This window comes from Halomonas sp. PAMB 3264 (assembly GCF_031954245.1).
Taxonomy (GTDB): domain Bacteria; phylum Pseudomonadota; class Gammaproteobacteria; order Pseudomonadales; family Halomonadaceae; genus Vreelandella.
On sequence record NZ_CP134866.1, the window covers coordinates 1,096,230 to 1,110,396 of the forward strand.

Below are 14,167 nucleotides of genomic sequence, written 5' to 3' on the forward strand. Positions count from 1 at the left end.
TCACTGGCTGCTCTCCAGGATGGTTTGGGCGTCTTCTCCATCGAACGTCGTGACGCCTTCGAGGAAGGTGGTCACCCGCTCCGGGTGATCCGCCAGCCACTGGCGAGCGACATCCTCCAGCTCGCGCTCTTGTTGGCTGTAGGCGCTAATGAAGGCGCTCTGCTCCTCGGCGGTGAAGGCGAACTGATCGAGCAGGCGCGTCATGTTGGGGTTGGCATCGACATAGTCCTTGGCGACGATGGTTTTGACGTCGTTGTCGCCGTTGCGATCGCCGAAGACGCCGTTGGGGTCGTCGAGAATGCGAACGTCGTACGCCGGCACCATCCAGTGGGGCGTCCAGCCGTAAAACAGAATCCAACGGCCATCGCTGTTGGCCGAGGCGACTTCGCTGAGCATGCCTGGCGTGGAGGAGGAGAGGATCGACCAGCCGGCCAGCCCGTAGGTATCCTGATCGATGGCGCTCTCCATCATCTCGGTGACCGTCGAGCCGCTTTCGATGCTGTAGATCCGCTGCTCGAAGCGCGCCGCGACTTCCGGGTCGGCCAGCTGCTCGGCGCTGGTGATGCCTTCATCGGCGACGTAGCCGGGCACTGCAAAGCCCATACGCGCGCCTTCGACGTTGTTGCCCAGATCCACGATCGTGCCGGAGGCCATCGCGGCGTCGTAGCTCTCCTGTTGAGCAGGGAGCCAGCCGGCCAGGAAGGCATCGCTGTCGCCTTGCTGGAGCGTGCTGTACCCCACCGTCGAGCTCAGTTCTTGAGTCGTGGCGCGGTAGCCCAGCGGTTCGATCAGTTGAGAAAGGATTTCACTTTTGACCGTCACGCCGGGCCAGGGCGGAGTGATCAGGCGAAGTTCACGACTCTCGTCCTGAGCCGCCTGTACGGCGAGTGGCAGCGTGGTGATAAGGGCAAACGTGGTCAGTAGAACTCTTTGCATATCAGCATCCTTTAAAAGCAGTGAATCCGCGAAAGCACGACCTTCGGCGTGGGCGGCGGCGTGGGTGCGTAGCCGGTCGCGGCCTCATCGCTGACGGATATTTTCATTATCCGCAGGGGCGGCCATTACGTTCGATATCACCGACACGAGGCACGAATAGGGGCTTGCGAACCGGAAGGGGCGTCCAAACGCCAATAGTGAAAATCGTTGAAAAGACTCCTCGATAATGTTGACTTTCTTTATAACTGTAGCCTATTTAGCTGATTATTCTGGTTTTAATGGATTTTTTCAGATCATGAGCCAAGGGGGCTGGGCCTCCAGCTCGTGTCATTGCCAGGCTTGCACTGTCTTAAACCCTTAACGAAGCGCGGTCAGACTGAGGGGCTTGCATCCCTTCAGGAGAGCCGCGCAATGAGCCATCGGCTGGTCGGGCGTAACCGCCCTCAACAGGTTATCGAAGCACTTCACGTAGCCAGCGAGTCGCTACCCGCGGCGCAGCGCCAGGCGAGATTTGCGCGCATGGCGGCGTCGCCGCGGCGCTTTTTCGACGCCACGAATCATCTTTACTGGCAGGATGTCTGGCCCGAGTGGCGCCTCGCGCTGTTTGGCGGCTGGCCAGAGACGCAGACCTGGCTGCACGGCGACGCCAGACTTCACTCCTTTGCAGCAGTGGGGCATGCGGGCCAGCCAATTCGCTATGGTTTGACCGGCGTGGATCGCGCGCTGATCGGCGACTATCAGCTCGATCTGTGGCGCCTGGCCGCAAGCCTTGTGCTGAACATCCGCGAGCACGGCGAGCTTTCGTCAAAAGCGCTCGACCGCGCGCTGTGGGCGCTGGCTCAGGGCTATCGAGAGCGGCTTGACGCGCTTCGAGAAGGCCAGTCGGCAAAAGGCAGCGAGCTCCACAACACCAAGGGCCCGCTCAAGGCGTTTTTGGGCAAGGTGGCGGACAAGCAGCACCCCGGCCGCGCGCTGGACAAGTGGACCGAACTCACCGAGCAGCAGGGGCGACGGTTCGTCCCGCAGCCGAACAAGCTCGCCAACCTGCCAGTGGATGTGGCAAGCCGGCTCAAACGGCTGATCGAAAACGACTACCCGCAAACCCTGCCCAAACCGGTCAAGGAGGGCGACGAGGGCCACTTTCGCGTCAAGGACACGGCGCGCCGGCTCAACACGCTGGGAGTGGAGCACTACTACGCGCTGTTGGAAGGCGGCGCCCGGGGTGAGCACGATGACGTGATCATCGAGGTCGTCGAGCAGACGCCGCCGCCGGCATTTCATCTGTTGAGCCGCGCTGACCAGCAGGGCTGGCGCAAGCTCTTTCCCAACGAAGCACTTCGTCACGCCGCGGCGTTTCACGCATTGGCGCCCCACACCGACCCTTATCTTGGCTGGCTGACGCTCAACGACCGGGTCTTCGCGGTGCGCCGGGTGGCGGGGTTCGAGAAGCGCCTGCCTACCCACAAGCTCAAAAGCGCCAAGACGTACCGGCGGCTGGCACATCAGTGGGGCGGGCTGCTTGCCGAGCACCACGTGCAGGCAGCGGCGGCGCTCCACCGGGAGCCCGCGCGCTTTGTCGAGGCGGTGTGTCGGCGCATCGACGGCCGTGAAGAGGCGTTTTGCGAAAGCGTGGCTGCGTTTGCAACGCGCTACGCCGACTGCGTCGAACAGGACTACCGCCTGTTCACCGAGCACTTCATGGGCGGCGCAAGCTAGGGCCGGCCAGGGCACTACCCTGGCCGGCCGGAATGAGGCTGGGCCGAGACGTCAACGTCTTGATAAGCGCCCGCGCGCACGAAGCGGTTGCGCCCGCGGTGCTTGGCTTCGTAAAGCGCCTGGTCGGCGAGCTGGAGCAGCGCCGAGGGGGCCACCGCATCTTCCGGGTAGTTGGCCACGCCGCAGGAAAGCGTGACCCGAATCGGTGGCTGTCCGTGGCGGTTGATCGTGCGCGCCGCCATGGACGTCACCAGCGCCTGAGCGTAGCTTTGGCCCTCGCGCGCGGGCAGATCGGTCATCACCGCGACGAACTCTTCACCGCCGAAGCGACAAACGGTGGCGATACCGGACAGCTGCGCCTCGAGGTGGCGGGCGATTTCGGTGAGCACCATGTCGCCGATGGCGTGGCCAAAACGATCGTTGATCGACTTGAAGTGATCGACGTCGATCATCAATAGCGTCAGTGGCCGGTCCAGCGCTTTTGCGTGCTGGCACTCACGTTCGAACAGCGAATCGAAATGGCGGCGGTTGTAGAGCGTGGTGAGCGGGTCCTGGTAGGAGAGCCCGCGAAATCGTGACACGAGCCGGTCGAGCTCTTCGGTGCGCCGGGTCACCTCTTGTTCCAGGGTTTCGTTGGCGCGGGCGAGCTGACGCTGGGTGCGCCGGTAGTGCCACAGAAAGATCGCCGCGTTAGCGAGCGTAAACGCGAGCAGGCCACTGCTTAGCGGCACGAGGCGCCAGCCGATAAAGCCGTGAGCGACCAGCATGTCGAGCACCAACAAGAACGCAAACAGCGTAATGCTCACGATCAACAGGCGCTGCTCGAGAGCGAGCGTCGAAAAGCGCCAGTACGCAAGCGCCAGCATCAGGGGCAGTGTCACGAGCAAAAGCGCGTCGAACAGCGGAAACGTCAGCGGTAGCGCTACCAGCCCAAGCGCCACCGCGGCCATGGAGATGGCCAGGTAGAGCAGATGCAGCTGCCAGACCCACGCCATGAGATGCCGCGTGCGGCCTTCGAGCCAGTGGCCGAGCAAAAGGCCCAGCGCAATCGGCAGGGTGAAATAGCTGGCGGCGCGCAGCGTATCCCAGACCAAAGCGTTGGTGAAAAAGAGCTGGCGCGCCGGCGCCTCGGCGACGAGCATGAGCCCGGCGGCGTAGGCGAACAGCGCAAGGGCACCAAAGCCGCGGCGCTGCGGTCCGACCAGCATGAAAAGGGTGGACAGAATCGCCAGTACGAGCAGCAGCGCGCTGACCGCGAGCGCCTGGGCGGAGCCCTGAAGCACCTGCTGGAAAACGTCGAAGCGCTCCATCACCTGTACCTGCCCCCAAAGGCCGATGCTGGTGTAATCGGAGTAGAGCGCGAAGACGAGCGTGGTGCCAGCGCTTTCAGGAGGCAGCGTGATTACGTGCCAGGGCCAGCCGGCGAAGCGGCCGCGCCCTTCGGCGTCGAGCGCGCCGTGCTGGTAGATCAATTCGCCATCGAGATAGACCCGCCCGACCAGATTGATGCTGGTGATATAGAGCACCGGGTCGTGCCACTCGCCCTGAGGCAGCGTCGTGCGAAGCCAGAGATAGCGCTGGCCACCTCGCCCCGGCGGGTTGGAGGGCGAGGCGACCGGCAGCCAAGCCGCAGGGTCGTTCTCTGTACCGGTGACGCCGTTTTGCGCAATGGGCGCCTCGCCGTAACGGTACTCCCACTGGGTGAGTGGGGCAGGCGGGCTGGCCGCCTGGGCCACTTGTGGCAAGGCAAGCAGTAAGAGCACAAGCCAGCCGCAGCGTGCAAAAAAAGCAAACGAACGCATCTGAGTCTCTTGACCGATACGCAGCACGCCGGCGTTTGGCCGGCTCGCCATCCTTGAGCGCCACGTCAGGAGTACATGAAGACGTACATGAAAATGTACATAAAAAAAGTAAATGAAACGGTGAGGCCAATATACCCTACTTGACGCTACAAAAGCGTTAAATCGGGCTTGGGGAGGCGTTCAACGTCAAACGCCGAGCACGGCGGCTCGGCGTTTGAAAAATGAGGCGAGTGAAAGGCGCTTACTGGCCTGCGGCACCGCCTACCACGCCGCTTTGAAAGGCGTTGGGGCGCGTGCCGCGACCGGCATCGCTTTGGCGCAGATGACTTGCCACGGTGTCTTCCGGGGAGCCCGCCATTTCACGGAACATGCCCATCGAGCCCAGAAGCGCTGAGGACTCATAAGGCACGAACACCCGCTCACCGTCCTTGGCCATGTTGGGCAGCACCTTGATGTAGCTCTGGCCCAGCAGATAGCCAACCACGGTGCGCTTATCATCTTCGCTTTCACCGAGGGCGTTGAGCACCAGCTTGATCGATTCCTGCTCGCCCTGGGCGCGCAGAATCGCCGACTCCTTGTCGCCCTGAGCGTTGAGAATCGCGGACTCGCGCTGGCCCTGGGCCATGGCGATCGCCGCGGACTTCTCGCCCTCGGCCTCGGTCACCGTGGCGCGGCGCTTACGCTCGGCGGCCATCTGCAATCGCATGGCGGACTCCACCTCTTCGGGCATGGCGATGTCCTGCACCTCGACCCTGGAGATCTTCACGCCCCACTTGGAGGCGGGCTCCTCCATCGCCGCCTGGATTTCGTTGTTCACCTCGGCACGAGACTCGAACAGCTTGTCGAGCTCCATCTTGCCCACCACCGAGCGCAGCGTGGTCTTGGCCAGTACCTCGACAGCCTGGCTCATGTTCTCCACTTCGTACACCGCGCGTTTGGGGTCGATGATCTGGAAGTAGAGCGCGCCGTTGATGCGCACCGTGACGTTGTCGGTGGTGACCACTGGCTGGCCGGGGAAGTCCATGACCGTTTCGCGGCGGTCGATGCGGATCTCGTCGGTGGTGATCGCCTGGTACTCGTCGCCGAGCTTACGATAGCGCAGCATGGTGATAGCGCGGGGCTGCTCGATGAAGGGGATGATCACGTTGATGCCGCTTTCCAGCACCCGGTGGAACGAGCCGAGGCGCTCGACCACCATGACCTCGGACTGGCGCACGATCACCAGCCCCTTGGCGATGATCGTGATACCGATAACGACGACGATCAGGCTAATGATCAGACCGGGGCTAATGGGTAGATCCATGTTCAGGGTTCCTTGTACTCGGTGGGTTCTACGGGAGCAGGGGGCGCATCGATATCGCGCGTGACCAGGGCGGTCGTTCCTTCGAAGCGTTCGAACAGCACGACGCTGCCTTCGGGAAGCTCGGTGTCGTTGCTTTCGAGCACGCGCAGGCGGTAGAAGTCGCCATTGACCTTGATACCGGTGGCGCCGTCGAAATCGCGCGTGATGGTGGTGTAACGGTTGCCTTTCTCCACGCCGGTGCCGGTGGTGCCATAGGCCACCCCGCGGGGTGAAAAGCGCGGGCGAATGTACCTAATGCCGACCGGCACCAACACGCCGGAGAAAACGCCCATGTACACCAGCTGCCACGTAAGATCAAGCCCCAGCGCGGTGACCAGCGCCGTGAGCGCGGCGGCTACGCCCAGCGCCAGCAGCAGCATGGCGCCGGAGGTCAGCTCGGCCAGGCTCAAAAGCAGCGCCAGCACGAGCCAGGTGTAGGCAGGGTTCCATTCCATGGGGCGTTCCTCCTGAAGACGCCGCAGCATGACGCAAGCGTCGACGGCGGCCATCCATATGTAATCACGCGAATTGATGCTAGCTTACCGCAATAAGGGGCGCGCGCGCCGTTCGAATGCATCGAATGAAAGGGGAGTCGTGTGTCGGGAGTGGTGTACTGGCTGGATATGACCGGGGTGATCGTCTTTGCGCTGTCCGGCGTGGTGCTGGCGTGTCGCTCGCGGATGGACCCATTCGGCATGCTGGTACTCGCTGCGGTTACCGGCATCGGTGGCGGCACGCTGCGCGATCTGGTGCTCGGCATTCGCCCGGTGTTTTGGGTCAGCGACCCCACCTATCTGTGGGTGATTCTGGCCACGGTGGGCGTGGCACTTTTAGGGTTTCACTACATTCACCGGCTGTCGCGCCGGTTTTTGCCCGTGGCCGATGCCTTCGGGCTTGCGCTATTCGTGGTGATCGGCACGCACAAGGCGCTGCTGCTGGGCACCTCCGCCGTGGTGGCGGTGGTAATGGGGATCATGACCGGCGTGGCCGGCGGCATGCTGCGCGACGTGCTCGCAAGGCGCGTACCGATGGTGCTGCGCGAGGAGATCTACGCCACCGCGGCAATGGCCGGCGGCATCGTCTACGCCGGGCTCTACACTCTGGGCGCGCCGCTCTACGCGACCATCGCCATCTCGCTGGGCGCAACGCTCGGGCTGCGTTTGGCCGCAATTCGCTGGCGCCTGGCGCTGCCGCAGTTCGCCTGGGTGAAGGTGGCGCCTAAAGTCGAGCAAGGCGACAGCGCGCTCTCTACGCCAAAAAAGGCGAAAGAGCGGGTGCGTATGATTCGCCGTCAGCGCCGGCGCTAGCGCCGCTTACGGGCGCGGGTAGCGCTGTGCCTGGCGCCAGCGGTCGAACCAGCGTTTGGGCTGCAAAAGGCGCAGGCTCGGCTCACCGTCGACGAGCTCGACCCCGAGCCCCAGCACCCCCAGGCGTGCGTAGAGCGCGCCGTTGACGCGTTGCTTTTCGAGCGTGACATCCGACAACAGCCAAAGTGACCCGCCAGAGAGCGTCAGGTCATTGAGCGCGATGCGCTCACCGCTCATGGAGAGCTCGGCGCTGCCTTCGATGCCGTGAACGTTCAACAGTCGCCCCAGCCAGTCGTTGTCCCGGGCACGGGCCAAAAACAGCCGCGCCAGCAGGCCGGTGTCGCGCATGCCAAGGCGCAGCGTGCTCGTAAGCTCGACGGGCTCGTCCATGGTCAGGGCGGCATCGATTAGCTCCAGACGCACCCACCAGCCGGCGTCCTGCCGGCCCTCGCCGCTCAAGCGAAACACGTTTTCCAGCTGGATCCAGGAGTCATCGGCGCGAAAGCGGCGGGTCTGCCAGTCGCCTTCGGTCAGCGCCAGGTGCAGCTCGATATCACCGCGCAGGCGCTGCTCCAAAAGCGAAAGCTCCGTTTGAAAGGCGCGCAGCGTGGTCTCGCCTTCCACCTGGTAGCCTTCCAGACGCCATTCGCTTTCTAGACTTGCCTGGCCGCCCAACAGCGTGACGCCGTCGGTGTCCGGAAGGTAGTCGTTGTAGCGGGTGATGTCCGCCACCTCGATCACCGGAAGCTCGACGCGGGTGGTGAAATACTCGGGGGAGGGCGCCTCGCGCGCCTGGCGAAAGCGCGCTGTCTGCGTGGTCAGCGCCAAATGACGCCCGGCGAGCGCCGGGCGGTCGTCGCCTGCGCGGGTCAGCGCAAAACGCGGGATCGAGAGCGTCAGCGAGGCGTCGTCGCGGCTTGAAAGCTCGCCGTGAAGCTCCCCCCGGCCGCTCGCGGCGAAATCCAGAAAGCGGGCCTCCAGGTCGTTGGCGTTCACCCGCAGCCGGGTCGGCGGTAAAAGCTCGCTCCCGGTAAAAACGGCGTCCAGGAACAGCTCGCCGCTTCCTGCCACGGAAAGCCCCGGGCCCTCGGGCAAAAAGGTGTTCAAAAAGCCGAGCCGCTGGACCTCGCCTTCCAGCGACAGCTCGCCGCCGAGCACGCCGTTCTGGCGGCGAAAGCGCCCCTGTCTGAGCACCAGTACGCTCTCCAGGCGCTCGGCCCGAGCCTCACGACTGGCGACCTGCCAGCGAAGCGATGAGCCGCCGAGATCAAACGCCGAGCCGTCGAGCGTGGCACGCCGAACGTTGAGCGTAAGCCGGGCGTCGCTTTCAAGCGTTTGGGGTTGGCGCTCGCTTTGCAAGCGGGTGACCCAGCGCTCGCCGGAAAGCGTCATTTCGCCGTCCAGTTGACCCGCGTCCAGCGAAAGCTGCCCCTGGCTTCTGGCCCGACCGCTGACGAGCTCAAGCGCACCGGGGGAGGGAAGCGCCGCGTTCAGGTAGGGCGTGAGGGCGACGATGCTGGGAAGCGTGGCGTTTTGCCAGCCAAGCCGAGCGGTGACGTTCTCGATGCTCGGTTGCTCGATCGGGCTTTCCAGGTCCAGAGTGATGTCGCCATCGGCCAGCAGCGTGCGATTTTGGTGGGTCAGCGAGGCATCTTTTAGGGCGAGATGGGCGTCGAGCGGCGCGCCGGGTTCGCGCTCGGCGCTTAGCGTACCGTCGCCCTGGGCGGTGAAATCGTCGTAGGCCGCGCCGAGATTCTGGGCCTGGATATCGAGCCGGCCTCTATAGAGCTCGCTTTGGCGAACGCTTACGCGCAGGCCCAGCCTCCCCTGGCCACTCAGCGCAAGGGCCCCCGGCGTCGAGGGGCGAAGGTAGCGGTCGAGCATGTCCAGGCGCGTGACGCGGCCGTCAAGCTCGAGCTCGGCGCCGCTGGGGGGCTCCAGCCGGTCCAGGCGCTGGTTGGGGATCGAGGCGGACATTGAAAGCACGGCCTGCTCGGCGTAGGGGGTGGCGTCGGCCAGCACGACGTCCTCGAGCGCGGCGGCAAAGTGCAGCACATCGTCACTGACGTGCAGGCGCACCTGCCCACTGCCCGTCGCGGTGTGCCGCGAAAGCCCAACAGGCTGCGGTGCGCTCGAAAGCGCTGCCGTATCCACCCCCAGTTCGAGCTGTGGGGCGCGCAGCGTCACCTCACTTGCCTCCGACAGCGTACCTTTCTCCATGGCCAAAGCCACCTCCAACGCGCCGCGGCCGGCAAGGCTCAGCCAGGGGAGGGCGTCGAGGTAGGGCATGAAAACGTCCCAGGCATCCGCCCGGGCCGAGGCGTCGACTCTCGCGCTGAGCGCCTCTAAAAGCGCAGGTGTGAGCGAGACGTCGCTCGGCTGACGGGTGAGCAGCGGCGCGAGCGTGCCCTGGGCGTCGAGGGCGATGTCGCGGGCGAGTATCGCGCCATCGCTTGCGCGCACCAGTCGGCCCTGCTCGACTGCTAGCATGAGACGGGCGGCGCTGAGCGTATCGCCGCTGAACGTGGCGTCTTCGAGGCGAAGATTGCCCTCGGCGTTCAGGGCGATATCGCCTACGCGAAAGCGGCGAATGCCGTCGGCCTCGAGCGCCTGGATATGCAGCGTTCCGCGTAGCAGCGCGGGAAGTGAGAGTGAGAGCGTGGCGCGTTCGACGCTGATACTGACCGGGAGCGCCGTGTCCTGACGGGTCAGGGTCAGTTGGTCCACTTCCCAACGGCCGGGATGCTGGCTGTGAGCGCGCTCCCAGCGCACCTCGACGCCGTCGATTTTCGATAGCCGATTGGCCATCCACTGGCTGTTGAGAAGCAGGGAATTGACCAGCCACCACGCCATCGAAAGTATGATGGCCAGGATCAGGACTATACTCAGTGCCAGCAGTAGCCATCTGGGTAACAGGGTGGTTTTGGGCAACATACGGCTTTTGATAATGGCTCCTTTTGGCGCATGTTTTATGGCATTATGCGCGACAAGGGACTGATATGGGTTTTCGACTTCAACGCTAGGCAGGCAGCAAAGCCATGTTCAAGGATTTTTACACGCAGCGCGGAGATCTCGTGGTGATCTCCGCGGAGCAGGCAAGCCGTTTCGCCAAGGGCGTCGCCGGTGACTACAACCCCATCCATAATCCGGACGCGAGGCGTTTTTGCGTGCCAGGGGATCTTTTGTTCACCCTGGTGCTGGCCAAATTCGGGCTTTCGCGCCACATGGAATTTCGCTTTACCAATATGGTCGCGGCGGACACGCCGCTCAAGTTCAGCGAAGGAGACGACGGCAAGCTCCACGTGTGCGATGAAAGCGGCAAGTGCTACCTGCACGTGACGCGCTCGGGGGAAACGACATTCGAGCCGGACGTGATCGAGAACTTCGCGCGCTGCTATGTGGCCTTTTCGGGCAAGAACTTTCCGCACTACCTGAAACCGCTCATGGAAGAGCACGGGGTGATGTTCAACCCCAAGCGTCCGCTGGTCATCTACGACAGTATGGGCTTTTCGCTGACGCGCCTGGATGGCTTCACGCCGAATCTGGCGCTGACCGACTCTTCCTTGAGCGTTCAGGGCAAACGTGCCGAGGCGCTTTTGGAGTTCGCTATCGAATCCGCCGGCGAATCGGTGGGCGTCGGGTCCAAAAAGCTCGTGGTCAGTGGGCTTTGTGACTACGATGACCATCAGATGTCCGCGATCGTCGACGAGTTTTACCGGCTGAAAGCCGCCTACGAAGCCGCCTGAAATATCGCCAGGCGGCGCTGGCCGCCCGGCGATGGAATCCTCGCCGCGACCGCTCTAGCCGGCGCTGCGCTTGAAGGGGATCACGTCGACCTCGACCTCCAGGTGGTGCCCTCCACCACCGTTCATGACCCCCTTGAGCGGCGCTACATCGAAATAGTCGCGCCCCCAGGCGAGCACCGGGTGGCGCTCGCCGGCCAGCGTTCCGTTGGTCGGGTCCAACGACAGCCACCCCCACTCCGGGACCCACAGCGCAAGCCAGGCATGCGAGGCGTCGGCGCCCACCAGTCGCGGCTTGCCCGGCGGCGGCTCGGTTTCCAGATAGCCGCTGACGTAGCGTGCCGAAAGGCCGATCGAGCGCAGCGCGCCGATCATCAGATGGGCGAAATCCTGACAAACCCCGCGCCGGCTGGCCAACACTTCGGAAAGCGGCGTGGCGAGCGTGGTGAAGCTCGGGTCGTACTCGAAATGGGCGTGCACGTGGGCGGTCAGCGCCTGGGCCGCCTCGATGATCGGCCGATTAGGCGTGAAGCACTGTTTGGCGAAGGCGGCGAGCGCATCGCTTTTGCGCACGAAGGGCGAGTCCATGCGGTAGAGCTGGGTCTCGAAGCGCGAGTCGGCGTCCAGCAGCGTCGCGACCTGCTCCCAGCCGCTCGATGAGGCCGGCAGCGGGCTCATCCCCCAGGTGTTGATCGGTGTGGTGACGGTCACGTCGAGCGTGCGGTGCGGCTCTTCCAGCGCAAAATAGAGTACCCGGTTGCCGAACACGTCGCGCCGCTCGGCCTGATAGTGCGGCGTTGGCGTAATGGTGAGCGTCGAGGCGCCGCACTGCTGATACTGCGCCTTGCGCGGCAGCACCCGCGCCTCGCTATGGCAAAGCGTGACCGGCGCGCCGTAGTGGTAGCGCGTGGTGTGGCGAAGGGTGTATTTCACGGTGCGACCTCTACGCTGACCAGCAGCCGCGCGCGCTCGACGTGACTGAAGTGGCTGTGGCTGATCGCATCGGACAGCGCGTTAAGCGGTGCGAGCAGCTCATCGAGCAGCTGGACGAGCGCCTGCTGAGCTTCCGGGGTGTCGTTGACGTGGCTGAGCCGGTCGATATCCGCCAGATGCAGCGCGGCGTTGGCCTGAATCAAGAGCCTACGCTCGGCGTTGCGGTAAGGCGTGGCGCTGCCGGGCAGCCGCTCGACCTGCTTGTGCAGGCGCTTGAGCATGTAGCCCACCGAGCGCGGGTTGGTTTCGTCGAACAGTAGCAGGTCGATGATCGCCGCCGGGTGAAGCTCGCTTCGGTAGCGCCGTCGGTAGGCGGTGAAGTTGTCGGTGGTGGCCAGCACGACCTCCCATAGCGCCGAACGCCGCTCCGGGCGGGCATTGAGGGTCAGCTTCAACAGCGTCAAAAGCCCCAGCGCCCGATCCAGAAAGCGGCCGATATCCATGAACCGCCAGCCAAAATGGTGCGGCATGGTCTCGTTGCACAGCCCGAAAAAGCCGGCGAGTTGGGCGAATACCCCTTCACAGGCGCGCCGCGCGGCGCTGGTATCGATGTTTGGATCGAAGGCGTCGAACTGCTGACGAAGCTGGTGAACGACCCGCCAGGAGTCGTCGCCCAGGTGGTCACGCACGCTGCGCGCGTTGTGTAAAAGCTGCGAAAAAAGCGGCTGCAGCGCGCGCGGGTCGCGCCCGTCGAACTGGGTCAGAAGCGCCGCCCGCTTCGGCCCAAAGCCTTGAGGCGGTGCGGCGTCGGCGCGTTTGGGATCACACAGATCGAGCGCCAGCAAAAGCTCGTCCAGCACCTGGTCGGCGATATCGTCCTGGTCGTACTCCATGAGCCGCATCAGCGCCTCGCGCAAGAGCCGGGCGCGGCTATCGAGGCGCTCGCCGTAGCGCCCCAGCCAGTAGAGGCACTCCGCTACGCGGCTGGGCAAGTCTTCGCTGTCGCGAGTGACCACGACCGGGCCGCGCGCCTGCTTGAGCTGACTAACGTGGGGCTGGGCGCTGTCGGCGGTGACCCATACATCCTTGACCACCGGGCTTTGAAGCGACGGCGAGCCCGGCTCGCCGAGCCAGCCAAGCCCGCCGGGCAGTACCTGGTAATCCTCGTCGGTGGCCTTTGGCGCTGTCACGCTTTTGGGCGTGCGCGCCACGAAGCAGCGCAGGTTGAAAGTGGCCGGGCTCAGCGTGGAGAGGGTTTCATCGAACACCGGCATGGTGGCAGAGGCGGTGTCGGCGGTCGCGGCGGTGAGCTTGAGCGGCTCACCCAGCAGGTGCTCGCAAAGCGCGGGCAGATAGCTCGTCAGCGCCTCGCTTTCCAGCACCCCGACGCCCAAAGCGTTGGAGAGCGCTACCCCTTGGGTGCGCGCGGCCTGCAAAAGCCCGGGCACACCGATCGCCGAGTCGCCGTTGAGCTCCAGCGGGTCGCACTCGGCATCCCGGCAGTGGCGCAGCACCACGTCGACAGGCTTGAGCCCGCCAAGGGTTCGAAGCCAGAGCTGGCTTTCTCGCACCACCAGATCCTGCCCCTGGACCAGCGCGATGTTGAGATAGTTGGCAAGATAAGCGTGTTCGAAGTAGCGCGGGCTTTGTGGCCCCGGGCTTAAAAGCACCACGGTCGGGTTGTCGCGATGCTGGTAGGCCAGCACGGTGAGGGTACGGTGATGGGCGTCGAGAAAGCTCGCCAGGCGCTTGAGCGGCGCGTTACGGTACATCTGCGGCAAAGCGCGGGCCATCAGGATGCGGTTTTCGAGCGCGAATCCGGTGCCCGACGGCGCCTGGAGCCGGTCGCCTACCACTCGCCAGCGGCCGTCACGGTCAAGAATGACGTCGACCCCGTGATAGTTGATCGGCGCGCGATCGGCCGGGTGGGCGCCGTGGGCCGGCAGCAGAAAATCCGTCGAGGCGAGCAGCGCCTGAGTGGGCAAAAGCCCCGCATCGAACAGCGTACGCGGGCCGTAAAGGTCGTGATAGATGGCGTTGAACAGCCGGCTTCGCTGCACAAGCCCCGCTTCCAGGGTCTGCCACTGGCCGGGCTGGATCACCCAGGGCAGCGGGTCGAGCCGCCAGGAGCGACCCTGGTGCTCGTCGTGCATGTTGAAAATCACGCCGTTTTCAGCCAGTAGACCCTTCAAATCCTCCTGCTGGCGAAAGCGGCCGGGCGCGCCCAGTGCGTCCAGGCACGAAAGCAGTGCCGGCCAGCCCGGGCGTAGCTGGCCGTGGCGGTCGACCATGGCGTCGAACGGTGCGGGCATTCCCTTGCCTAGCTGTTCAATATATCCCTCGACCAGCCCGATAGCGGTGGGCAAGGGCGTCACAGAGGCGGTCATA

At 64.4% G+C, this 14,167-nt stretch carries 10 protein-coding genes; 3 read left to right on the top strand and 7 right to left on the bottom strand.

Annotation, left to right across the window (positions count from 1 at the left end; genetic code table 11):
• The gene (locus tag RN347_RS04990; RefSeq protein WP_311960391.1) at positions 1–936 is read right to left on the bottom strand and encodes a glycine betaine ABC transporter substrate-binding protein; all 936 of its coding nucleotides are present in this window, start codon (positions 934–936) and stop codon (positions 1–3) included.
• 411 nt (positions 937–1,347) lie between these two features.
• Between RN347_RS04990 and RN347_RS04995 the strand changes: the two genes are divergently transcribed.
• The gene (locus RN347_RS04995) at positions 1,348–2,652 is read left to right on the top strand and encodes a DUF2252 family protein (protein WP_311960392.1); all 1,305 of its coding nucleotides are present in this window, start codon (positions 1,348–1,350) and stop codon (positions 2,650–2,652) included.
• Positions 2,653–2,666: 14 nt separating this feature from the next.
• On the opposite strand, the gene RN347_RS05000 is transcribed toward RN347_RS04995, so the two are convergent.
• The 3 genes from RN347_RS05000 to RN347_RS05010 all read right to left on the bottom strand — a co-directional run bounded on the left by RN347_RS05000 (position 2,667) and on the right by RN347_RS05010 (position 6,251).
• Positions 2,667–4,454 (bottom strand): GGDEF domain-containing protein, encoded by a 1,788-nt coding sequence (locus RN347_RS05000; protein ID WP_311960393.1) that lies wholly within the window; start codon positions 4,452–4,454, stop codon positions 2,667–2,669.
• Positions 4,455–4,695: 241 nt separating this feature from the next.
• Positions 4,696–5,757, bottom strand: coding sequence for an SPFH domain-containing protein (locus RN347_RS05005; RefSeq protein WP_311960394.1), 1,062 nt, complete (start codon positions 5,755–5,757; stop codon positions 4,696–4,698).
• 2 nt (positions 5,758–5,759) lie between these two features.
• Complete coding sequence (locus RN347_RS05010; protein ID WP_311960395.1) at positions 5,760–6,251, bottom strand: NfeD family protein; 492 nt, start codon at positions 6,249–6,251, stop codon at positions 5,760–5,762.
• A gap of 141 nt (positions 6,252–6,392) precedes the next feature.
• Here RN347_RS05010 and RN347_RS05015 point away from each other — a divergent pair, with 141 nt between their 5' ends.
• On the top strand, positions 6,393–7,103 hold the full coding sequence (locus tag RN347_RS05015) for a trimeric intracellular cation channel family protein (RefSeq protein WP_263584676.1): 711 nt from the start codon (positions 6,393–6,395) through the stop codon (positions 7,101–7,103).
• 6 nt (positions 7,104–7,109) lie between these two features.
• Here RN347_RS05015 and RN347_RS05020 read toward each other — a convergent pair whose 3' ends face one another.
• Positions 7,110–10,037 carry a hypothetical protein gene (locus tag RN347_RS05020; RefSeq protein WP_311960396.1) on the bottom strand — a complete coding sequence of 976 codons (2,928 nt, stop codon included), beginning with the start codon at positions 10,035–10,037 and terminating at the stop codon, positions 7,110–7,112.
• A gap of 104 nt (positions 10,038–10,141) precedes the next feature.
• Here RN347_RS05020 and RN347_RS05025 point away from each other — a divergent pair, with 104 nt between their 5' ends.
• The gene (locus RN347_RS05025; RefSeq protein ID WP_263584674.1) at positions 10,142–10,849 is read left to right on the top strand and encodes a DUF3581 domain-containing protein; all 708 of its coding nucleotides are present in this window, start codon (positions 10,142–10,144) and stop codon (positions 10,847–10,849) included.
• A 54-nt stretch (positions 10,850–10,903) separates the two neighbouring features.
• Here the strand turns inward: RN347_RS05025 and RN347_RS05030 are convergent, their stop codons facing one another.
• Together RN347_RS05030 and RN347_RS05035 are read right to left on the bottom strand one after the other, a co-directional pair.
• Positions 10,904–11,779, bottom strand: coding sequence for a transglutaminase family protein (locus tag RN347_RS05030; protein WP_311960397.1), 876 nt, complete (start codon positions 11,777–11,779; stop codon positions 10,904–10,906).
• The gene (locus RN347_RS05035) at positions 11,776–14,166 is read right to left on the bottom strand and encodes a circularly permuted type 2 ATP-grasp protein (protein ID WP_311960398.1); all 2,391 of its coding nucleotides are present in this window, start codon (positions 14,164–14,166) and stop codon (positions 11,776–11,778) included. Before RN347_RS05035 ends, RN347_RS05030 begins: the two co-directional genes overlap by 4 nt.
• Position 14,167: the final 1 nt, after the last annotated feature.